The organism is Arthrobacter crystallopoietes (assembly GCF_017603825.1).
Lineage (GTDB): Bacteria > Actinomycetota > Actinomycetes > Actinomycetales > Micrococcaceae > Crystallibacter > Crystallibacter crystallopoietes_B.
In genome coordinates this window covers 2,653,162-2,674,831 of record NZ_CP072014.1, presented here as the reverse complement: position 1 = coordinate 2,674,831, position 21,670 = coordinate 2,653,162, and the positions used below count along the sequence as shown (strand labels likewise).

Sequence of the window (21,670 nt, the reverse complement as noted above, 5' to 3'; positions counted from 1 at the left end):
GACCGGCTTCTGGTAAACGTCGGCTCGGGTCCGCCGGTCCGGAACGCCCCCAAACGAAGAACACTCGGAAGAGAAACAGTTCAAGAACGTGTTCCGAAAGCTAGCCGTTGCACCGAGGCATACCGGACGGGGCACTGCCACCCATGTTTCCGCCCTTGCCCGCCTCATGGATATGCACGCCCTTGATCACGAGGCCCTTGTTCTTCCCGCCGCTGACTTGCCTGTACCAATTGCCGCTGGGCCACACAACATAACAATCAACCGTGAGGTTGCTGCCCCAGGTAGCCCAGTGGTCATTCCGGCACTGACCGTTACTGAAGTTGTCGCTGCTCCCGTCTTGGCTCTCCATGCAAGTGCGGTGGTTCGTCTCCAGCTGAGTGCCGCTACCGCCGACGACAATGTCCCAGTTGGTCTTCGGCGGTGGAGGCGGTGGCGGGGCGTCACCGCTGCGTGCAGTTGCCGAGGCGATGGCCCCGGCAGTGCCGCGCGAGTTCTTCGACCGCACATCGATCCTGACCTGTTCGTTGTAGCCGTTGGTATTGACCGTTCGGCTGCCGTTGTTGTCCACGTTCTGCCAGGATGAGCCGTCAATCCGAATCTGGATCTGATTAACATCGTGTGTACTGGTGTTAGGTGCAGACCAGCTGAGCGTCACCTTCTTCTGCTCGGCCCCACCGTTCTTGCCAGAGGCGCTGGGCGTGCCCGGCGCGCCGTACGGCTTCACCGCACCGGATTTTGCGCTGGCGGGGCTGTTGTAGCTGGCGCCGTCGCTATTGGCCACGGCCGTGACCTGAGCGGTGACGGCGGCGCCGTTGGTGAAGCCGGTGACCTTCTGGCCGTTGGTAATGGGCATGGAGCGGCCGTCGTTGAAGCTGGCGCGGTAGCTGACCTCGCCGGCCCGGGCGCCGTTGCGCTGCGCGGCGGTGAGCTCGTTGAAGGAGACTGTCACCGCCCGGCCGGCGCCGCCGGTGTTGGCTTCCTTCAGCGACACCCCGGTGGGCGCCGCGGGGGCGCCCACGGCCCGGCGGGCGTTGGACTGGGGGCTCGCCTCGCCGTCGCCGGCCTTATTCCGCGCGGTCACGGTGTAGGTGTAGTCGGTCTCCGAGTTCGGCGCGGTCACGGTTTGCGAGGTCGCGTTGACCGGCGGGAACGTCCGCTGCAGGTCCCCGCCCTGGTACTCGCGTACGGTGTAGTCGAGGATTTCGCCGCCGTTATTGCCCGGGGCGCCCCAGCTGACCTTCAGCTGGCTTTGCTCCCCCACCGATTTCACCCGTTCGGTGCTCGGTGCCGCTGCGGCGGCAGGCGGTCCGGCCGGCACTTCCTTGGCTGAGTATGGACTGAACTCGCTGGGCTCGGGCGCCTTGTTGTGCGCCTGGACCCGCACTTCGTAGGCCTGACCGTTCTCCAGCCCTTCCCAGGTGTAGGCGGTACCGGTCGGGCCGGTCTTTTGCAGCTGGCCGCTCGGTGGGGCCGGCGAGATTTCCAGCGTGTAGCTCTCGATGGCGGAGCCCTCGGTGACCGGCGGTTTCCAGCTGATGTCCAGCGATTTGTCGCCGAACTTCAGCTGCGGCGCCGCCGGCGCTTCCGGCCGTACATCGGGACGTGCGACGGCGGACTCCGCCGAGGCGTCCGACTCACCGACGCTGTTTTCGGCGACCACGGTGAAGGTGTATTCGACGTCGTTGGTCAGGCCGGTCAGCGTACAGGTGGTGGTCGGGCAGTTCCGGCTGAAGCCGCCGGTGCCCGTTACCCGGTAGTTGGTGATCGGATCGCCGTTGTCCGCGGGGGCCCCCCAGGACAGCACCACGGTCTGGTCGCGGACGGAGTCCACCAGCGGCGTGGTCGGCGCCTCGGGCCGGCCCTTGACCACCAGCGAAATGTTGGCGCTGGCCTGCCGCGAACCTTCCTTGGTCTTGTCCTCCACGGTGTATTCGACGTTCATGGTTCCGGAGAAGCCGGCCCCGGGCGTGACCACAATGTTCTCGCCCTGCACCTGCGCGGTGCCGCCGTTGCCGGCCGTCGCCTTCACGATGTTGAGCGGCGTGTCCGGGAACGGGTTGACGTCGTTCTCCAGTACCGGCACCGTGACCGGCTGGCCCTGCACCGCCTCCGGAATCTCGTCGTCGTTGGCCACCGGCGCAGGCCGGGTGGTCGCCGTCGCGGTCGCGGTGACCCTGCTCATGACCTTGTCGGAACGTCCGTCCGTCACGGAGACATTGACGACGCCGGTGGCGCCGGTCTCGATGCCGGCGTCGGCGGAGACGTTGAGGACGCCGCCGTCGAGGTTCATCGCAAAGCCTTCAGGCACGCCGCCTTCGAGCGCGAACTCGAGGTTCTCCAGGTCTTCGGGGTTGGGGTCGGTGACCAGCGGGGCAAGGTTGTAGGCCACGGCGTCTTCGCCCTTGGCCACATCCACGTTGCCCGTGGTGAACTCCGGCGGGAAGTTGCGGTTCTCGTCCGGGATGACGTTTGTCATGATCGTCAACGTGGCTTTCAGGCCCTCGGGATCGTCGGGGCCGGAGCCGTCCGTCACTTCGAAAGTGACGGAGCCGCGGCCGGCATAATCGATGTCCGCCTGGTAGCTCAATGTCTGCGCGTCCTGCACCCAGTCGTCGTTGCTGGTGCCGATGGCGGAGACCTTGTCCACCACGGTGATGCGCGGGGCGCGGCCGTCGCGGACCTCCACCCGGTCCGCCAGGTCCAGGACCAGCTCCTGCCCGGCGGTGACATCCACCGGCGTGGTGTCGCGCAGCGTCGGGTACTGCTCGCCCAGTGCCGGAACCCAGATCACCGCGGTGGCCTGCAGTCCGTCGACGTCGCGCACGGTGTAGGGAATCAGCTGCACGTGCTCGGTCAGTTCGACGTTGACCTCGCCGTCCGCGGTGACGGACGCCGTCGGGTAGCCGCCGTTGAGCAGGATGTCCATGTCCTCGGCGACGCCGTCGGGATCCTCGTCGTTTTCCAGCACCGGAACATCGATGGCGGTTTTGCCCTTGGTGTCCACCGGCTCCACGCGGTCATCCCGGGCCACCGGCGCCAGCAGCGGCGCATCCCGGCGTACTTCGGCCGTCACGGTGCCCACGGCGGAGCCGCCCCGGCCATCGGCCACGGTGTAACGGACGTTGACCGTGCCCTCTTCCTCTGGCGTGGTGAACTGCACGCGGCCCTTGTTGGCGGCGGCATTCAACGACTGCGGTTCGCCCGCGATCTTGTCCGGGTCCAGCTGGATCGGGTCGCCGTCGGGGTCGGAGTCATTCGCCAGGGCGTCCACGGCCACGGACTTGCCCGGCCGGATCATAATGCCGTCGTCCAGCGCGATCGGATTCTGGTTGGTCTCCTGTGCCGGGGCGATGCCCACCAGCACGGTCGCCGTGTTGGTGGCGCCAAGCCGGTCCTTGACCAGGTAGGTGAAGGTGTCCGTGCCGGCGCCCTGCTCGCTGGCGGTGTAGTTGATGTAGTTGGGGCCGGTGACGGCGGCGCCCTGCTGCGGCGCGCGGTCGATCCCTTGCAGGAACACCGAGTCCCCGTCCGGGTCGATCCCGTTGAGCGGGATCGGAATGCGCACGGTGGAGCCGGCGATCACGCGGGCCTCGAGGTTCTTCGGGGCGGGCTGGGAGTTGGACTCGTCGTCGCGCGGGATGATGTTGATCCGGATCTCCGCCGAATCCTTCTGCCCGGCCGAGTCCACCACCTCGTACACCGCGTACACGGTTTTGGCCGTCCCGCCGGCGATGAAGCGCACGGAGTTCTCCGCAGTGAAAATCTCCCCGTCGGCTTTGTCCACCGTCTCGGCCAGTTCCGGCACCAGCGACAGTTCATCGTTATTGGGATGACTGTCGTTGTGCAGCACATCCACGGTCACCACGTCGCCAGCACGCACGGTGGCGGTATCGTTCTCGGCCTGCGGCGGCAGCAGCTTGTCCGGGCCCTGCACCGAAATGATGCTCACCTCGCCGGTAGCGGACGCGAACCCGTTCGAGACCGTGTACTTGATGGTGGCCTGCTGGTTCAGGCCCTTCACGTCGGTGACCCGCAGGATGTTGTGGTTGAGCACCTCCACGCTGACCTCGGAGGCGCCGGACTCCACGCCCTGGACCACCAGCACACCGCCGGCCGGGTCATTGTCATTGGCCAGCACGTCCACCAGCACCTGGCCGTTCTGCGGCAGCAGCGCCACATCGCGCACGGCCACGGGAGCGCCGTCGCCGGCGGTAGCACCGACGTCGACCCGCACCAGTCCGGTGGAGCTGGCCGGGCCGTTGGTCACCAGATACGTCAGGTAGTAGGCACCCGGAGTTTCGGCGCTGAACTTGATGGTGTTCGCATCGTAGTCCGGCACCGCGGTGGCATTGCCCACCGGTTCCGCCTTGGCCAGCCGCAGCTGCCCGCCGTTGGGGTCCAGGTCGTTTTTCAGCGGCGAGATCTGGATTTCCTGGCCCACCGTGGTGAAGAAGTGGTCCGCATTCGCCACCGGCGGCAGCGCCCCGGGCGGCCGCACGTCCACGATCACCGTGCCGCTGACCGTCTCGATCCCGTCCGAAACCTGGATCTTAACTTCCTTCTTGCCGTAGGTCTTGCCCACGTCCTGGAAGGTCAGCAGCCCGTCCGGCCGGGTCCGCACCAGGTCGCCGTCGGCGGTGTTTTCGGCGCTGACCAGGAACAAGTCGTCGCCGTCGGGGTCCACCCAGTCCGTGAGGATGTTCTGGCTGATTTCCCGGCCCTGTTCGAGCAGGATGCTGGTCTTGCGCTTGGCCTGCGGCGGCTCGTTGCTGCCCTCGGCCCGGACCGTGATACTCACCGTGGCGGTGTCCGTACCGCCGCGACCGTCGTTGACCTCGTACTCGAAGCTGTGCCGGCCCGGCGAGGCGCCGGCGTCGATGACAATCTGCAGCCCGGTCTTCTCGTAGATACTTTGGACCGTGCCGACCGACGGCGGATTCCCGCTCAGCGCGGCGGTGAGCACGTCCCCGTCCGGGTCCGAATCATTGTCCAGGATTGTCAGCGTGGTGGTGCGCCCCGCCCGGACCCCGAAATCATCATCCTGCGCCGCCGGCGGCCGGTTCTCCTCGGTCCGGTCCGGCAGCGTGTTGATCGGGTTCTCGTCCGCGGAGTCCTCGTCCTCTTCGTCGCTCTCCTGCTCCGGCGGAATCAGGTCGCTCCAGTTGTCTACCAGCTGCATGTTTTCGAGCACCAGCCAGACGTTGCCGGCGTTGACATCATTAAGTACGACGACGTCGCGGTTTACCCGGAACACCAGCGAGGCGTTGGAGCCGATGCCCTTGATCGGCTGGACGAGGTCGTCGGTGTCGTTGCCGCAGTCGCGGATGTAGTGGTTGGCGCCGGACCACGCGGCGTGCAGGCAGCCATTGAGCTGGACCGGCGCGGCGGGTGTGCCGGTGCCCTCGATCGGGGTGCGGGTGGCCTCGGAGCCGTCCAGCGGCTGCTTGATCAGGTCGGTTTCGGTGGCGATGGCGGCAAAGTCGCTGCCCTTGCTGCTCTGCTGGAGTTTGGCTCCGTCCAGTCCGGACAGCTCCACGCTGCGGCCGCCGGGCAGGAACACAGTGCCGGAATCGGCGTCGAGGACCACCACTTTGTCCCCGACGGCGGCAATCTGCGCGTCCCCGGTGTCCTCAAGGTGCTCCGCGGACTGCGTTTCGACCCGTTCGGGCACACCTTCGTCGTTCACACGGTAGGTGTAAATTTCATTGGCGTCCGGGTTGGCCACGAAGACCGTATCGTCCGGGGCGACCGTGGCCACCGCTCCCTTGGCGTCGGCGACAACGGGTTCGGCGGTTTCCTCACTGAAGGAAGCCAGTTCGGCGGCCGGACTGATAAAGACCTGGCCCTTGACCTTGTCCGTGATGGCCAGCAGGTCCTCGCCGAAACTGACGTCGGCACTGCCAGGAAGCTGCTGCTCGGCCCCGCGCGACATCTGCGCTACGTCGACCGGGCTCAGCATGGCCTGGTCCTGGTTTTCCATAAAGACGGTGCCGGCATGCTGCATCACGTCGAAGCCGGTGCTGTTGGCGAGGAATCCGCCGTCGAGCGTTTTGGAGGGGTAGTTGAGGTGGCCCACCATGTTGGCGCTGTTGTTGGTGACCCAGACGCCGCCGTCGTTCAGGTCTACGTCCGCCGTGGGGAAGCCTTCGTAGTACAGGGCACCGCCGACCACCAGTGCTGTGGCAACCGAAAAAGTGGTGGTCGAAGCGACGGCTTTCCTGCGCTTGTTACGCCCAAACAATCTGCTGCCTTCGCAAAGTAGTTTCTTCCCCGCTGCTCTACTGCGCGCAGGCGGCCATGCCTGGGCGCGCCGAGGATCCTCATCTTCGGTTTTGTCCGTGTTTGACTATGGCAGGTTAACCGATTGAGGTAAACCGCCGCCGATGGGCACAACTACCCATGCAGTATTGGTCAGTCCACGATCAAGCCGGTGCCCGTGCCGTGGGCCAGCGTCACCGGGTGGATCTCGCCGAAACCGCGGATGGTACGGACCTTCTGCGGCATCAGCACAAAGCGTTCGTCTCCGGCCAGTGTGGCCGCAGTGGTCGAATCCAGCAGCACCGTGCCCGGTTCCGCCAATGCGGTCAGCCGGGAGGCGAGGTTCACCGTGGGACCGTAGATGTCACCGAGCCGGGAGACGATGCCGCCCCAGACCATGCCCACCCGGGCGGAGGGCAGCAGCTCGTCCTCGGCCATCGCCTTGGCCAGGGCCAGCGAAATCTCCGCACCGGCCTGCGGCGTGGATGCCAGGTAGAGCACTTCATCGCCGACCGTCTTGACCAGCCGGCCGCCGCCAACGGAAATGATTTCGGCGCACTTGTTCTCGAACCGCTGCACCAGCTGGGCCAGCGTCTTCTCGTTCATCTGGCGGGACAGGCTGGTGTAGGAAACCAGGTCCGCAAAGCCCACTGCGCGCAGCAGCGGCATCGAATCGTCGTCGTGCTCGCCGGCCGCCCCCAGGCCGGCCTCGGCCCGGACGGTCAGCCGCGCGACGGCCGCGTTGAGCTGGCGCCGGTACGAATACAGCAGCACCTTCTCCAGCGATTCGATCAGGTTTGGCAGTTCGGTGACGAGGCGTTTGCGGGCCTCGGCGTCGGTGATCCGCATCTGGTGGACCATTTCTTCCACCAGGGCCTCCACCTGCCAGACCACCATACGGTCCGTCATCTGCCCGATGGAGCGGGTGATGGAGATGGCCGCTTCCTCGGTCAGCCGCTCGTCGCGGACCATGTCGATAATGGTGGTCAGCGCTTCCAGGTCAGCCTGCGTGAAGGCCACGTCCTCGTCGCCGAGGTTGGCAAAACCCAGCGCGCGCCAGATCTTGCGCGCCGAGAGCAGGGACACCCCGGCCCCGGCGGCCACCTCGCGGCGGCGCATGGTCCGTTCGGAACCGAGCAGCCGCACTTCCAGGTCCCGGACCGCCTGCCGGTTCACCTTGTTCGGCTGCGGGTCCTCGCGCACATCCGCCTGGACCGCGCGGACCTCTTCCTTGGGCACGATCCTGGGCATGGACAGCGTCAGCGGCTCCGGTTCCCGTTGCTCGCTATTGCTGGTCATCGCCTTGCCAACCTTCCTCGCCGTATTCCATCTCCTGCAATCTTTCCATGTCTACCCCATCAAACATCGCAGTCCGCGGCAGATCCTCGATGGCCTTCACCACCAGTGAACGGAACCGAACCACCTCCGGCACGTCCGGCAGCACCGAATACCGCCCGTAGCCCACGTCCGCCCTCAGCTGCCCGCTGCGCAGCATCCGCTGCAGCAGGCTCTGCTCGGTGGCCAGCCCGAAAATCGATGCCAGCAGCAGCTGGTGTTCGCGCCGCCTGCCCCAGCCCTGGCGGATAATCAGCCGCCGGTTGGTGAGCAGGTACCTGGTGCCCAGCCACCGCAGCAGCGGCAGCACCGACATTTTGCCTGCCAGCAGCACCGCCAGCAGCAGCCCGATCAGCAGCAGGGGCATACGCCAGTCCGCCAGCCAGGCGGGCAGGTCTTCCCGGCTCAGCCAGCCGGCGCCGAAACCGCCGGCGGCCAGCACTGCCAGGAACGCGATGGCAGGCCAGAACAGGCGCCTTGCCTGGGGACGGGTGATGACGATTGCCCGCTCCCCCGGGTCCAGTTTCAGCCGCACCGCAGCTCCGGGACCGGGGTGGTTGAGTGGGGCAAATCATGAACCTTCGTAGGGGCGCAGATGTACGACGTCGCCGGCGGACACTACATGTTCGGTGCCGTCCGCTTCACGCACCTTGAGCGCGCCGAAGCTGTCCAGCCCGAACGCCTCGCCGATGATCTCCCCGCCGTTCGGCAACTCCGCACGCACCTGCTGGCCGAGCGTGACCATGACCTTCTGCAGCCGGGACAGCAGGCTGCTGCCGTCCTTCCACTGCGCCTTCGGGTCCCCGTTGACGTTACAGAACTGGCGGTAGCGCTGGGCAAAAACCCGCAGGTAGGACATCAGCAGGATGGTGCGGTCCGTCGTCGCGCCCTTTTCCAGCGCCACGGAGGTGGCCGTGGGAACGGGCAGATCCTCCTTGCCCAGGGTCACGTTCACGCCGCTGCCAATAACGACGGCGGGCGGCGTGCCGTCCGGGTAGCTCACCATCTGCGCGAGGATGCCCGAGATCTTCCGGCCACTGACCAGCACGTCATTGGGCCACTTGACCTTGGCCTCCAGCTGCGCGTATTCGCCTAGCGCCTCGGCCAGGGACATGGCCGCCAGCAGCGAGAACCAGCCGTAGCTCTGTGTAGGCACGGGATTCCCGGCTTGGTTGAAAGGGCGCAGCAGCACGCTGACGATCACGGAGGAACGCGGCGGGGCAGTCCACTGCCGGTCCAGCCGGCCGCGGCCCTGGGTCTGCTCTTCGGCCACCAGGACACTCAGATCGGAGAAACCCACCTTGTCTCCGCTGGCCTTGGTGGCCAGGTCGGAGTTCGTGGAGCCGGTGGACTCCACCAGTTCCAGCTTCCGGTAGGGTCCCAGCGGAGCACAGAGCGCATCGCTGAGTCCTTCGAAATCCAGCGCCGGTCGGTCAACGTCGGAGAAACTCTGGCTCATGAATCCATCCTACGCAGAGCGGCCCGTTTAGGCACCGGACGCGCGGGCGGCAAAATGTCTGCGCACGAAATTGTAGGATTGCTACAGCTATTGACCCACCGGCGCTCACTAGACTTGGTGAAACAGTGCCGCGGTCGGCAGACTTTTTGTACGAAACCTACTTAACGCCTCCCCGCGGGTACACCAAGCACCGCCACCAGCAACGCCAAGCGCGCAGAATCCGGAGATTTCATGAGCCTCGAAACAGATCTTGATCTGTCGACCACTGCCGGCAAGATCGCGGAATTCCGCCGCCGCCAGGCCCAGGCCATGCAGCCCTCCGGCGCCGAAGCCATTGAAAAGCAGCACGCGCGCGGCAAACACACCGCCCGCGAGCGCATCGAACTGCTGGTGGACGAGGGCTCCTTCGTAGAGTTCGACGCGCTGGCCACGCACCGCTCCACCGCCTTCGGGATGGAGAAGAAGAAGCCGCTCGGCGACGGCGTGGTCAGCGGCTACGGCACGGTAGACGGCCGGCTGGTGGCGCTCTACAGCCAGGACTTCACCGTCTACGGCGGTTCCCTGAGCCAGGTCAACGGCGAAAAGATCGTCAAGGTGCAGGAGTTCGCGCTGCGCAACGGCTGCCCGGTCGTCGGGATTAACGACGGCGGCGGTGCCCGCATCCAGGAAGGCGTCGCCTCGCTGGCCATGTTCGCGGACATTTTCCGCAACAACGTGGCCGCTTCCGGCGTCGTTCCCCAGATCTCGCTGATCATGGGCCCGTGCGCCGGCGGTGCCGCCTACTCCCCCGCGCTGACGGACTTCGTGGTCATGGTGGACAAGACCTCGCACATGTTCATCACCGGCCCGGACGTCATCAAGACGGTCACCGGCGAAGAAGTGGACATGGAGACCCTTGGCGGCGCCCGGCAGCACAACGCCACCACCGGCACCGCCACCTACCTGGGCGCCGATGAAGCCGACGCCATCGAGTTCGTCCGGGAACTGCTGGATTTCCTGCCTTCGAACAACCTCACCGAAGCCCCGCTGCTGGACTTCGACGAGGTACTCGAGACCACCGAAGCGGACCTTGAACTGGACACGCTCATTCCGGATTCGGCCAACCAGCCGTATGACATGCGCACGGTCATCGAGCACGTGATGGACGACGGCCATTTCCTGGAGATGCAGTCCCTCTACGCGCCCAACGTCATCATCGGTTACGGCCGGGTAGAGGGGCACACCGTTGGCGTCGTCGCCAACCAGCCCATGCAGTTCGCCGGTACCCTGGACATCAACGCCTCGGAAAAGGCCGCCCGCTTTGTCCGGCACTGCGATGCGTTCAACATTCCCATCCTGACGCTGGTGGACGTCCCCGGCTTCCTGCCCGGCAAGGACCAGGAGTTCAACGGCATCATCCGCCGCGGCGCGAAGCTGCTCTATGCTTACGCCGAGGCCACCGTGCCCAAGCTGACCGTCATCACCCGCAAGGCCTACGGCGGCGCCTACATTGTCATGGGTTCCAAGAAGCTCGGCGCGGACCTGAACATTGCCTGGCCCACCGCCCAGATCGGCGTCATGGGTGCCCAGGGTGCGGTCAACATTCTTTACCGCCGGGACCTTGCCGCCGTCCAGGCCGAGGGCGGCGATGTTGAAGCCCGCCGCCAGGAGATCGTTACCCAGTACGAGGAAGAACTGCTAAATCCCTACCAGGCGGCCGAGCTCGGCTACCTGGACGCGGTGGTGGCGCCGTCCGACACGCGGCTGCAGATTGTCCGTGGCCTGCGGGCACTGCGCGACAAGCGCGCCACCATGCCGCATAAGAAACACGGAAACATCCCGCTGTGACCGCCGGCCACGCAAGGACACCTATCCGCCCGACGGGCACAGCCGCCGGCCATACCCGCTGGTCCAGCCCCGACCAGGCCGCTACGCGCTGGTCCGGAAATGAGGAACGCATGCACGCAGAAGCCGAGACCCAGTCCGAGCAAGCCCCGTTGTTTACTGTTGCCAAAGGAAATCCCAGCGCCGAAGAACTCGCGGCGCTCACCGCCGTCGTTCTCGCGCTGCAGACCTCCTCTTCCGAGGAGGAAACCGGCGGCAAACCGCGCCGCCGCAGCTCCCGCCGTCGTGAATTGCTGCGCCCGGTGGTCCAGCACGGCCCCGGCGCCTGGCGGCACACCTTCCGGTAAAGCGGCACACCTTCCGGTAAAAAGAAGACCGGCAGCCCCCAACGAGCTGCCGGTCTTCGGTCTTTGTGCGGGACTTGGTCCGTGGATCAGGCGGTGTGTGCCGCCCGCACCGCTTCAGCCAGCGGCGTGCTGGGACGGCCGATCAGCTTCGCCAGATCCTCGCTTTCGGTATCGAGGTCGCCTGCGGCCGTGTTGGCCTCAAGCGCGGTGAGAAAGCCTGCCATGCCCTCGTCCAGGCCGGCGGCGAGCAGGCCCTGCTGGTACTCGTCAAGGGTGACGTTGCGGTAGCCGATGCTCCGGCCGGTTACGTCGGCGACAGCGGAGGCGAATTCCACCATGGTGAAGGGCGTACCGCCGAGTTCGTAAACGGCGTTCTCGTGGCCCTCGCCGGTCAGCACCACGGCTGCCGCCTCGGCGAAGTCGGCCCGGGTGGCGGCGGCAATCCGTGCCTCGCCGGCGGCGCCGATGACCGCACCGGTTGCCAGGTACTGGCCCAGCTGCCCGGTGTAGTTCTCGGTGTACCAGCCGTTGCGCAGCAGGGTAAAGGGGATGCCGGATTCGCGGATCAGGGCCTCGGTGGCCTTGTGCTCCGGAGCCAGGGCCAGCTCGCTGGTGTCCGCGCGCAGCACGCTGGTGTAAGCGATTCGCTTCACGCCCGCGGCCTTAGCAGCCTCCAGGACGTTGCCATGCTGCCGGACGCGCTGGCCGACCTCGCTGCCGGAGATAAACATGAGGGTGTCCACGCCTGCCAGTGCCGAAGCCAGGGTTTCGGGCTTGTCGTAGTCGCCTTCGCGGGCCGTCACTCCGCGTTCCAGCAGACTTGCGGCCTTCGCCGTATTGCGTACGACGGCGACAATAGCTGCGGCTTCGATCTCGCGTTCCAGCAGGGCATCGATGACGAGTGCACCCAGTTCGCCTGTTGCTCCCGTTACTGCATACGTGGTCATGTTGCTCCTTGCGTTGATTACTTGCAACCGAAACTAATGTAGGCGGAATTATTTGAAGCGTCAAGTGAATTCCCGGTAGAGTTGTTCCATGACAGAGCCGCAGTGGTTGAATCCCGAGGAACGCAGAGCATGGCTGGCCGTTGCCTCGCTGATGTTCCGGCTTCCGGCCACGCTGGAGTCCCAACTGCAGCGCGACGAGGACCTGACGTTCGCCGGCTACATGGTGCTGGCCATGCTTTCGGAGTCCGACACCCGCGAATGCCGGATGAGCAAACTGGCTGAGCTGACCAATACCTCGCAGTCCCGGCTTTCCCGGATTGTCGCCCGGCTGGAAAAAGACGGCTATGTCACCCGGGCCATGGACGCCAACGACCGCCGCGTGGTGCTGGCCCGCATCACCGAAGCCGGCATGGCCAAAATCGATGCCGCCGCACCGGGCCATGTAGCCGCGGTCCGGGCCGCCGTCTTCGACCGCCTCGACGAGGAACAGGTCCACCAACTGGCCGCGATCAGCCGGACGCTGCTCGGCAGCGACTTCCCGCACTTGCCGGAGTAACCTCCGGGGCCTTCTTTGGCAGGGCAGGCATCCAGCAAAAGAGCTGCCGGCCAAGGGGCGCGGCCGGGAGCGCTGTTGCCCGGCACCTGACGCAGGACTAACGTCGGCCGCATGCAAACATCGTTGACAGGCAAAGTCGCTCTCGTCGCCGGAGGGACCAGGGGCGCGGGCCGGGGGATCGCTGTCCAGCTCGGTGCGGCCGGCGCCACCGTCTACGTCACCGGGCGGACCACCCGGGACCAGCCGTCGGAGATGAACCGGCCGGAAACCATCGAGGAGACCGCGCAACTGGTCGAGGAGGCCGGCGGCCACGGAATCGCGGTCAGGGTGGACCACCTCGTGCCGGACGAGGTGCGCTCCCTTGTCTCGCGTATTGACGCCGAGCAGGGCGGCCTGCACATCCTCGTCAACGACATCTGGGGCGCCACCGTCATGGAGTGGGACAAATCCGTGTGGGAGTCCTCGCTGGATGTTGGCCTCCACATGCTCCGGCTCGGCGTGGACACCCACGCCATCACCAGCCACTTCGCCCTGCCGCTGCTGATCCGGCAGCCGGGCGGACTGGCCATCGAAGTCACCGACGGTACGGACGAATACAACGCGGAGAACTACCGGGCCTCCTTCTTCTACGATCTGGCCAAGGCGGCGGTGAACCGGATGGCTTTCCTGCTGGCGCACGACCTAAAGCCCCACGGCGCCACGGCGCTCTCGCTGACACCGGGCTGGCTGCGGTCCGAGGCGATGCTGGACGAATTCGGCGTGACCGAAGCGAACTGGCGCGATGCCACCACGCGCATCCCGCATTTCGCCATTTCCGAGAGCCCGGCCTACGTGGGCCGGGCCGTCGCGGCGCTCGCCCAGGATCCCGAGGTCTCCCGCTGGAACGGGAAGTCACTCTCCAGCGGCAAGCTGGCCAAAGTCTACGGCTTCACCGACGTCGACGGCAGCCAGCCCGACGCCTGGCGGTACATGCGCGAGGTCCAGGACCCGGACAAACCAGCGGACACCACCGGCTACCGTTGAGCCGCCGTCAGCGCGGATCCATCACGGTGCCCAGGAAGAGCGGCAGCCCCGTCTCTGCGTGGATGATCTGGTAAAGGAACGGGCGGTTGAAGTCCAGCTTCACATCCGGCGGCGGCGGGAGCGAGCCGGCCATCACATCCAGCTGCGTAACCGCGGCCGCCACGGTGCCCTTCTCCCCCACGGTGATGTTGGCCTGCTGCGTCGCCCCGGTGACCCGGGCCTCCGGCTGGATGGCGTGGAGGTCCGGCGCCGGGCCGAGAGTCTCCGCCAGTCCCAGGCCGCGCAGCACCGGAATCAGGTTCTGGGTGTAGTCGTGCTCCCACTTCGGCAGACCCAGGGACACCCTCGCCGGATTGGCCGCAGCCATCGCCCTGTTCACTGTTGCCAGCGCTGCTTCGTCCAGCACCGGCGAACCTTCGTCCGGCAGGACCAGGCGCATCAGGAAGCCTTCGTTATAGGGCAGGTCCATCCCCTGCCAGCCCTCGCCGCGGGCGTAGTCGGCGCGCAGGAGTTTCCCCATTGCTTCCGCCTGGATCACTTCCCCGTTCAGCAAGGTGAAGTCCTCGGTCTTGGTTGACGACGGCGAGAACGGATCCGCCCAGGCCGCCGCGAAGTACACCGCGTTCAGCAGGGTCAGCGTGTTGTCCTCGTCGTACCCGCCGGGCGCTTCCGTGATCCGGCCGCCGGTGTTGTGGTCGACCCAGGCGTCCAGTTTGTCCTTGGTGGCCGGATCCGCATAGTCCACCGGATAGACGCCCGAGCCGTAGTGCTCCGCCAGTCTGGCCAGGTACTCCTCGCCGGTAGGCGTGCCCGCATCGACGAACACCCCGTTGGCCAGGTGCAGCAGCGGCGTGACCGGAGGCTCGTCCTCGTCCACGGAGCCGGGATCGCCGTCGTGCTCCTGCCACGCCGTGAGCAGCGCGTTCATCGCTTCGTCCCGGCCCTGGGCAGGCAGGCCGAGCGCAGCGTCCATTTCCGCAGCCGTCGTGGTGCCCGCGCCGGCACGTAGCATGGCGAGCGCGTAGAGCAGGCTCGCCGGGCTGGTGACCTGGTTTGCCTCCGGCCGTCCGGCAAGCATCGCAGCACCGAGTTTGAGCGTGGCGTCCTGCAGCGATGCCGCCGCCTCCGGATACTCATGCAGAGCGACCGACTGCTGTTGAACCCCGTCCGCCGCCAGCAGTTCCGGCTCCGGCGCGCTACACCCGGCCAGCGTCAAAACCGGCACCAGCCCGAGCGCAGCGAGCACCGCCGTCGTTCTGTTGCGCACATCCCTGCACCGCCCTCTTGTCTTCCCTGCCGCGCCGCTCCGGCCGGCCCCATGCATTCAACCTACGTTCACCCGGCGGCAAACAACAGGCCCGCGCCGGGCACAATCCGGACACGGAAGGCCTGCGTTACCCACAGGCGGTGTCCGCAGGCAACCGATGGCAGGTAGGCTCGGCTTGTGACTAACCAGACATCTGAAACCACCCTGGATAACACGGCCGTGCGGAACCCCTCTGCGATCGACGCGGTGGCGGACTCCTTCACCGAGTCGCTGCTGGAGATGAACCCCTCGCTCGCCACGTCGCTGGGCATCCCCGGCCACGAAACCGAATACCCGGATTACTCCCCCGCCGGTGCCGAGGCGCTGGCCGAATGCACCCGCGAGGCACTGCGCCGGCTGGAGGACCTGGAGCCCACGGACGATGTGGACCGTGTAACCCTGGATGCCATGCGCGAGCGGCTGGGGCTGGAGCTGGAGATCCACGAGACCGGCCTGGACCTGGCGGACCTGAACAACATCGCCTCGCCCTCACAGGACATCCGTGCCATCTTCGACCTGATGCCCACGGCCACGGCGGAAGACTGGAACAACATCGCCGGCCGGATGAGCAACGTGCCGGACGCCATCAGTGGCTATGCCAGCTCGCTCCGCGCGGCGAAGGAACGCGGGCTGGTGGCGGCCAAGCGCCAGATCCGAACCGTCATCGAGCAAACCAGGGCGTACGCAGCCGAGGACGGCTTCTTCCATTCGCTGGCCGCTTCCGCCCGGATTGACGACGGCGACGGCGGGCTGCCCGAGGACTTGCGCAAACGCTTGGCTGCCGGCGCCGAGACGGCTTCCCGCGCCTACGCGTCGCTGGCTGCATTCCTCGAAAACGAGCTGCTGCCGGATGCGCCCGAGAAGGACGCCGTCGGCCGGGAGCACTACTCGCTGATGTCCCGCCGCTTCCTCGGCGCCACGATCGACCTTGCAGAGACGTACCAGTGGGGCGTGGAGGAACTGGACCGCATCATCGCCGAGCAGGAAGCCGTGGCCCAACAGATCAAGCCGGGCGCTTCCATCGAAGAGGCCATGGCCGCGCTGGATACAGACGAGTCGCGGCAGTTGCACGGCACGGACGCGCTGCAGGCCTGGATGCAAAAGCTCTCGGACCGGGCGGTGGCGGAACTCTCCGGCACGCACTTCGACATCTACGAACCGATGCGCCGGCTCGAATGCCGCATCGCGCCCACCCAGGAAGGCGGCATCTACTACACCGGGCCGTCCGACGACTTTTCCCGCCCGGGCCGCATGTGGTGGTCCGTGCCCGAGGGCGAGGACACCTTCACCACGTGGAAGGAAACCACCACCGTCTACCACGAGGGTGTGCCCGGCCACCACCTCCAAATTGCGACGGCGACCTACCGCCGCGAGCTCCTGAACAACTGGCGCCGGAACATCTGCTGGGTGTCCGGCCACGGCGAAGGCTGGGCACTGTACGCCGAGCGACTCATGGAGGACCTGGGCTACCTGTCCGATCCGGGTGACAAGATGGGCATGCTGGATGCCCAGCGCATGCGCGCCGCCCGCGTGGTCTTCGACATCGGTGTCCACCTGGAACTTGAGGTGCCTGCGCGCTGGGGTTCAGGGACATGGACGCCGGAGAAGGGCTACGAGTTCCTCAAGAAGAACATCGCCATCAGCGAGGGCCAGCTCAAGTTCGAGTTCACCCGCTACCTCGGCTGGCCGGGGCAAGCGCCCTCCTACAAGCTGGGCCAGCGGCTGTGGGAGCAGATCCGCGACGAGCGCCGCCGCCGCGAGGGCGGGTCCTTCGACATCAAGCGGTTCCACAGCGAGGCCCTCAACCTGGGCTCGGTTGGGCTGGACACCCTGCGCCGCGCGCTGCTGGGCGACAACACGGCCCCGTCCGAGGCCTAGGCCGGGCCGCCGGCGATCTTCCTCACACGGGCTCCGGGAATAACTTCACACACCCCGTACATCGGCGGGCCGTCACGGGAAAGGTGACGGTCCGCCGTCGTATGTCGATGTAATATTTCGCAACGCTGCCTTTGGCTTGGTATACGCGCCCTCTATGGTCTTCGGGTGACTACTGCTACCAGCCCCGAAAAACAGGCCCGGAGACTGCCCTCGTGGGCCACCGCCTTCGGCCCGCAGATCATTGCCGCGCTGATTGCCGGCCTCATCCTTGGTCTCGTGGCCAAGAACATGGGCGACTCGGCCGCCGGCGAACCGAACTGGCTCACCGAGACCCTGACGACCATCGGCTCCAGCTACATCTCGCTGCTGAAGGCGGCCGTGGTGCCGCTGATTTTCACCGCCGTGGTCAGCTCCATTGCCAATCTCCGCGCGGTCTCCAACGCGGCCAAGCTGGCCTGGAACACGCTGCTCTGGTTCGCCATCACCGCCTTCATCGCCGTGGTGATCGGCATGGTGCTGGGCACCGTCATGCGGCCCGGCGCCAGCGCCGCCGGGGAAGTGCCCGGCGAGTACACCGGGCGCACCGGTGACTGGTGGGCGTTCCTGACCGGGCTATTCCCGGGCAACTTCCTGGGGCTGGAAGCCAGCACCAAGGTGGCCGAATCCGGCGACATGACCACGAGCGTCAGCTTCAACGTGCTGCAGATCCTGGTCATCTCCATCGCCGTCGGCATCGCCGCCCTGAAGGTGGGCGCGCCCGCCGAGCCCTTCCTGAAGCTCAACGCTTCCGCGCTGGCCGTGATCCAGAAGGTGCTGTGGTGGATCATCCGCGTGGCCCCGATCGGCACCGTCGGCCTGATCGGCAAGGCCGTTGCCACCTACGGCTGGGACACCATGGGTTCGCTGGCCATGTTCACGCTGTCCATCTACGTGGGCCTGGCGTTGGTGGTCTTTGTGGTCTACCCGGTGCTGATCCGCGCCCACGGGCTGTCCGTCAAGCAGTGGTTCTCCGGCGCGTGGCCCGCCATCCAGCTGGCCTTCGTGTCGCGTTCTTCCATGGGCACCATGCCGCTGACCCAGCGGGTGACCGAGCGGAACCTGGGCGTACCCCGGGCCTACGCGTCCTTCGCCGTGCCGCTGGGCTCGACGACCAAAATGGACGGCTGCGCCTCGATCTACCCGGCGATCGCCGCGATCTTCGTCGCCCAGTTCTTCGGTGTGCAACTCGACTTCACGCACTACCTGCTGATCGCTTTGGTGGCCGTGCTTGGCTCGGCCGCGACGGCCGGAACCACCGGCGCTACCGTCATGCTGACCCTGACGCTGTCCACGCTGGGCCTGCCGCTGGAAGGCATCGGCCTGCTGCTGGCCATCGACCCGATCCTGGACATGGGCCGCACCGCGGTCAACGTGGCCGGCCAGACCGTGGTCCCCACGATCGTCTCCAAGCGCCAGGGCATCCTGGACCTGAGCCTCTACAATGCGAAGCGCACCGGCGATCCGTTTACCGACGACGCCGCTGTGGACGCGGACGGGGTAGGCCAGACAGAAACCGGAGCCGAGGCAAGTAGCGACCGCCGCGAGGAAGACCTGGTCGACTCAAGGAACTAACCGCTTGCTGGGGACGCGGGGCTAAGCTCGACGCCCCAGGCGGACAGAACCAATGACAGCAGTACATACAAGAAAACGCTCGGCCGGGAAATCCATCCGGCCGAGCGTTTTGCTATTCAGGAACGGTGTATCCCCCAACGATCCACCGGGCCCGGAACGATACAGCCCCCAACGGTGCACCGGTCCATTCCGCTGCCTTCGCCACTCTGCTGTGCAAGGGGGCAGCCGGAAGAATCCCCGTGGAGATCATACGGTCCGGAGGGGCATGGTGATAAATCAACATTCTAAATGTCGGTTTGTGTGCTGCTTCCGGGCTGCAGCGGAAGCGACGGCGTTCTTCGCTGGCTGCTGTGGGCCTTGCTGATGCGGGCATTACGCTTAGTGACGTGACTTATTTGCGCCTGATTCTCGCCTCCGCCTCCCCCGCCCGCACCAAACTGCTCACCGACGCCGGCATCTCCCACAGCATTCTCGTCTCCGACGTCGACGAGGATGCGGTCACATCGCACTACGGGCTGACAGACCCGCATGACACCGCCCTGGTGCTCGCACGGGCCAAAGCTGAAGCCGTCGCCAGCCTCCCCGAGGCGGAGGGTGCGCTGGTCCTGGGCTGCGACTCCGTCTTCGAACTCGACGGCGAACCACACGGCAAGCCGTACGAACCCGAGATTGCCCGCGAGCGCTGGCACCGGATGAGCGGCCGCCACGGCGTGCTGCACACCGGGCACTGGCTGGTCGACTGCAGGGATGTGCCCGCGGACGCCGACGGGGATGCGGCTTCGGATAGCACCGTCGGATCAGGCGCCACCATTGGTGCGGTTGCCTCGGCTGGCGTGTACTTCGCCAAGCTCAGCGATGCAGAGATCGACGCCTACATCGCCACTGGCGAACCGCTTCAGGTAGCCGGTTCCTTCACCATCGACTCGCTGGGCGGGGCCTTCATCGAGCGCGTCGACGGCGACCCGCACGCCGTCGTCGGTCTTTCGGTTTCCACCCTGCGACACCTGCTGGCGAGTGCCAACGTACAGATTACGGACCTCTGGGGGCAATAACAGCCGGCTGCAACCCGGGCGCTCTGCCCCTAGAGCCCCTTCGGGAATCAGTTGTCGTCCCTGCCGGAATTATCCTTGCCGTGGCCGGAACCGGGACCTGTCCCAGCCCCTCCGTTGTTCCTGTCGTTCCCGGATCCACCCGGGCCTGTCGCATCATCCTGGTCGGCTCCGTGGTCCTCCTTGATGGCGTTGTTGCCCTTGCCTGGAAGTGCATTGTCCTGCTGGTTGTTGTTTCCCTGACCGCTGTCCGGCTCAGCCGGTACGGGCGAGGTTTCGGAAGGGTCCGGGGCGGAGACGGTGGGAGGTGGTGCGGGCGCCGGGGCCGGCGGAGGAGGAACCGGCTGCCCCTGGGTCGATTCCGTATTCCCAACAGTGTTCGGCGCCTTCGGGGCAGCCGCTTCCGTTTCCGGGTTCGCCGCTTCCGAAGGGGGCGACGCAGCAGCCCGTTCCGCGGCGAGGTCCGCGCTGAGTTGCTCGATGGCCGCCTCGATGCTCTGGTAGCGGGCGAACGAGACGTCCCCGTCCCCTGCCGCCTGTCTCAATTCCTCCGTCAGGTCGCCCAGGCCCTCGATCGCCTTCTCATAATCCCCGGCTGCCGCGTCGGTCCGGACCTCGGCTGCGAGGGCCTGCATTCTTTCTGCGGCTCCCGCATTCAGCTGTGGCGGCGCCGTGCAGGCGCTGCCGAGCAGCGTGACAGAAACCGCCGCAGCAGCTGCGAAACGGCGAATACTTTGTGGCTTCTTCATGGGACAAGGTTCCGTTCAAGGTTCCGCATGTGCTCTTCGAGCTCTCCCGTCAGGACCGGCGATGGTGTCGGGTCAGACGTCTGAGCCTCTTGCGGACTGGACACTAGCGAAGGTAGAAAGACCGCAATACCCGCGAGCACGAGGACTGCAGCTATTGTCCAGACGGCAAGCTTGCGCATGCGCCGTGACCGCAGAGGTCTTGCCTTCACGGAAACCGGCATGGCCGCCGTACTGCCCTCCGGCCTTTCCTCCGGCGCCAAGGCGGGCTCCGGCTCCCACGCCCTGCTATCCACATCAGCCAGCGCGGCAGCTACTTCGGCGGCGTCCGGCCGGGCAACCGGATCCATCGCAGTCATCTTTGAAAGAAGGCGAACCCATCCGGGGCCGATCTCCGCTGGGATAACCGGTCCACGTTGCAGGCGGGCCACGGCCGATTCCACCGGACTGCCGGGGAACTCGACGTGACCGGTCAGGCACTCCAACAGGACCAGTCCAAGGGAGTAGATATCACTGGATGTTCCCAGGGCGCCGCCCTGGGCCTGCTCCGGGCTCAAATAGGTTGCGGTTCCGACAGTCTGCCCGGTGGCGGTCAGCCGTGTTCCTTCAATGACGCGGGCAATGCCGAAATCCATGAGCTTGGCCCGGGCCTCACCCGTATCCGCATCGAACGCGAGCATGATGTTCGCCGGTTTGAGGTCGCGGTGGATCACACCCCGACCGTGCACATAGTGAAGTGCTGCCGCCAGTTGGTGACCGATCTTTGCTACATCCCTGGCCTCCAGCCGCCCCAACCGAAGCCGGTTTCGCAGGTCCTTGCCTTGCGCGAGCTCCATCACGACAAAGGAGCGGGTCCCATCAGAGGATGATTGCTCCGTACCGGCATCATAAACAGTCACCAGGCCGGGGTGGTTGAATGTCGACAGCAGTTGCACCTCTGCCTCCTGACGCCGCAGCTCCCCTTCGTCGCGGACATCGGGGCGGAACACCTTAACCGCAACGAACCGGCCCAGCACGTCGTCCATGGCCTTATAGACCGCTGCGGATCCGCCCCGCCCGATCAGTTCCTGAAGCTTGTAACGGCCACCCAGGCTAACTGGCAGAGACTGCCCCAAATACACGTCCCCCAACTGCCATCCTTTGCTCCCAAGGGCACCGCGTTGGCGCGCTTGATTTTCCCTACGGGTTTACCGACAGGTATACAGGAGGCGAACGGCCGGCGGAACCTAAAGCGGTGAATCGGCCTTGAGGGATTATCGTCACAGTGGGACTACGGCTTCCTGGCGGAGGAGCGGCCCCGCGCCAGTTTCCGGCACCGATCGTTTTTGTAG

General features: G+C 66.1%; 15 protein-coding genes. 7 read left to right on the top strand and 8 right to left on the bottom strand.

Annotated features, from left to right (window positions below; all coding sequences use genetic code 11):
* Window positions 1-100 precede the first annotated feature (100 nt).
* The 4 genes from J5251_RS12320 to J5251_RS12305 all read right to left on the bottom strand — a co-directional run bounded on the left by J5251_RS12320 (window position 101) and on the right by J5251_RS12305 (window position 9,052).
* Window positions 101-6,241 (bottom strand): Ig-like domain-containing protein, encoded by a 6,141-nt coding sequence (locus tag J5251_RS12320; protein WP_208574143.1) that lies wholly within the window; start codon window positions 6,239-6,241, stop codon window positions 101-103.
* Between the two features lie 170 nt (window positions 6,242-6,411).
* A complete protein-coding gene (locus J5251_RS12315; protein WP_171059462.1) occupies window positions 6,412-7,557 on the bottom strand; it encodes an adenylate/guanylate cyclase domain-containing protein in 1,146 nt (381 codons plus the stop codon).
* Window positions 7,544-8,128 (bottom strand): PH domain-containing protein, encoded by a 585-nt coding sequence (locus J5251_RS12310; protein WP_208574142.1) that lies wholly within the window; start codon window positions 8,126-8,128, stop codon window positions 7,544-7,546. The genes J5251_RS12315 and J5251_RS12310 overlap by 14 nt, the downstream gene beginning before the upstream one ends.
* Window positions 8,129-8,164: 36 nt before the next feature.
* Window positions 8,165-9,052 carry a biotin--[acetyl-CoA-carboxylase] ligase gene (locus J5251_RS12305; protein ID WP_208574141.1) on the bottom strand — a complete coding sequence of 296 codons (888 nt, stop codon included), beginning with the start codon at window positions 9,050-9,052 and terminating at the stop codon, window positions 8,165-8,167.
* Window positions 9,053-9,283: 231 nt separating this feature from the next.
* Here J5251_RS12305 and J5251_RS12300 point away from each other — a divergent pair, with 231 nt between their 5' ends.
* Window positions 9,284-10,879 carry an acyl-CoA carboxylase subunit beta gene (locus tag J5251_RS12300; protein WP_139006579.1) on the top strand — a complete coding sequence of 532 codons (1,596 nt, stop codon included), beginning with the start codon at window positions 9,284-9,286 and terminating at the stop codon, window positions 10,877-10,879.
* Window positions 10,876-11,223 (top strand): acyl-CoA carboxylase subunit epsilon, encoded by a 348-nt coding sequence (locus tag J5251_RS12295; protein WP_244250653.1) that lies wholly within the window; start codon window positions 10,876-10,878, stop codon window positions 11,221-11,223. The genes J5251_RS12300 and J5251_RS12295 overlap by 4 nt, the downstream gene beginning before the upstream one ends.
* Window positions 11,224-11,309: 86 nt before the next feature.
* Here the strand turns inward: J5251_RS12295 and J5251_RS12290 are convergent, their stop codons facing one another.
* A complete protein-coding gene (locus J5251_RS12290) occupies window positions 11,310-12,170 on the bottom strand; it encodes an SDR family oxidoreductase (RefSeq protein ID WP_208574140.1) in 861 nt (286 codons plus the stop codon).
* Window positions 12,171-12,258: 88 nt separating this feature from the next.
* Between J5251_RS12290 and J5251_RS12285 the strand changes: the two genes are divergently transcribed.
* Both J5251_RS12285 and J5251_RS12280 read left to right on the top strand, forming a co-directional pair.
* Complete coding sequence (locus tag J5251_RS12285) at window positions 12,259-12,726, top strand: MarR family winged helix-turn-helix transcriptional regulator (protein WP_208574139.1); 468 nt, start codon at window positions 12,259-12,261, stop codon at window positions 12,724-12,726.
* Between the two features lie 111 nt (window positions 12,727-12,837).
* Window positions 12,838-13,749: an SDR family oxidoreductase gene (locus J5251_RS12280; RefSeq protein WP_208574138.1), complete on the top strand. Its 912-nt coding sequence runs from the start codon at window positions 12,838-12,840 to the stop codon at window positions 13,747-13,749.
* A gap of 7 nt (window positions 13,750-13,756) precedes the next feature.
* Here the strand turns inward: J5251_RS12280 and J5251_RS12275 are convergent, their stop codons facing one another.
* Window positions 13,757-15,016 (bottom strand): serpin family protein, encoded by a 1,260-nt coding sequence (locus J5251_RS12275; protein WP_244250652.1) that lies wholly within the window; start codon window positions 15,014-15,016, stop codon window positions 13,757-13,759.
* Between the two features lie 177 nt (window positions 15,017-15,193).
* Between J5251_RS12275 and J5251_RS12270 the strand changes: the two genes are divergently transcribed.
* The 3 genes from J5251_RS12270 (at window position 15,194) to J5251_RS12260 (ending at window position 19,596) form a co-directional block, all read left to right on the top strand.
* Window positions 15,194-16,933 carry a DUF885 domain-containing protein gene (locus J5251_RS12270; RefSeq protein ID WP_208574136.1) on the top strand — a complete coding sequence of 580 codons (1,740 nt, stop codon included), beginning with the start codon at window positions 15,194-15,196 and terminating at the stop codon, window positions 16,931-16,933.
* A gap of 165 nt (window positions 16,934-17,098) precedes the next feature.
* Window positions 17,099-18,544 (top strand): dicarboxylate/amino acid:cation symporter, encoded by a 1,446-nt coding sequence (locus tag J5251_RS12265; protein WP_208574135.1) that lies wholly within the window; start codon window positions 17,099-17,101, stop codon window positions 18,542-18,544.
* 386 nt (window positions 18,545-18,930) lie between these two features.
* On the top strand, window positions 18,931-19,596 hold the full coding sequence (locus J5251_RS12260) for a Maf family protein (protein WP_244250651.1): 666 nt from the start codon (window positions 18,931-18,933) through the stop codon (window positions 19,594-19,596).
* Window positions 19,597-19,643: 47 nt separating this feature from the next.
* Here the strand turns inward: J5251_RS12260 and J5251_RS12255 are convergent, their stop codons facing one another.
* Both J5251_RS12255 and J5251_RS12250 read right to left on the bottom strand, forming a co-directional pair.
* Window positions 19,644-20,342, bottom strand: coding sequence for a hypothetical protein (locus tag J5251_RS12255; protein WP_208574134.1), 699 nt, complete (start codon window positions 20,340-20,342; stop codon window positions 19,644-19,646).
* Complete coding sequence (locus J5251_RS12250) at window positions 20,339-21,460, bottom strand: serine/threonine-protein kinase (RefSeq protein WP_244250951.1); 1,122 nt, start codon at window positions 21,458-21,460, stop codon at window positions 20,339-20,341. The genes J5251_RS12255 and J5251_RS12250 overlap by 4 nt, the downstream gene beginning before the upstream one ends.
* Window positions 21,461-21,670: the final 210 nt, after the last annotated feature.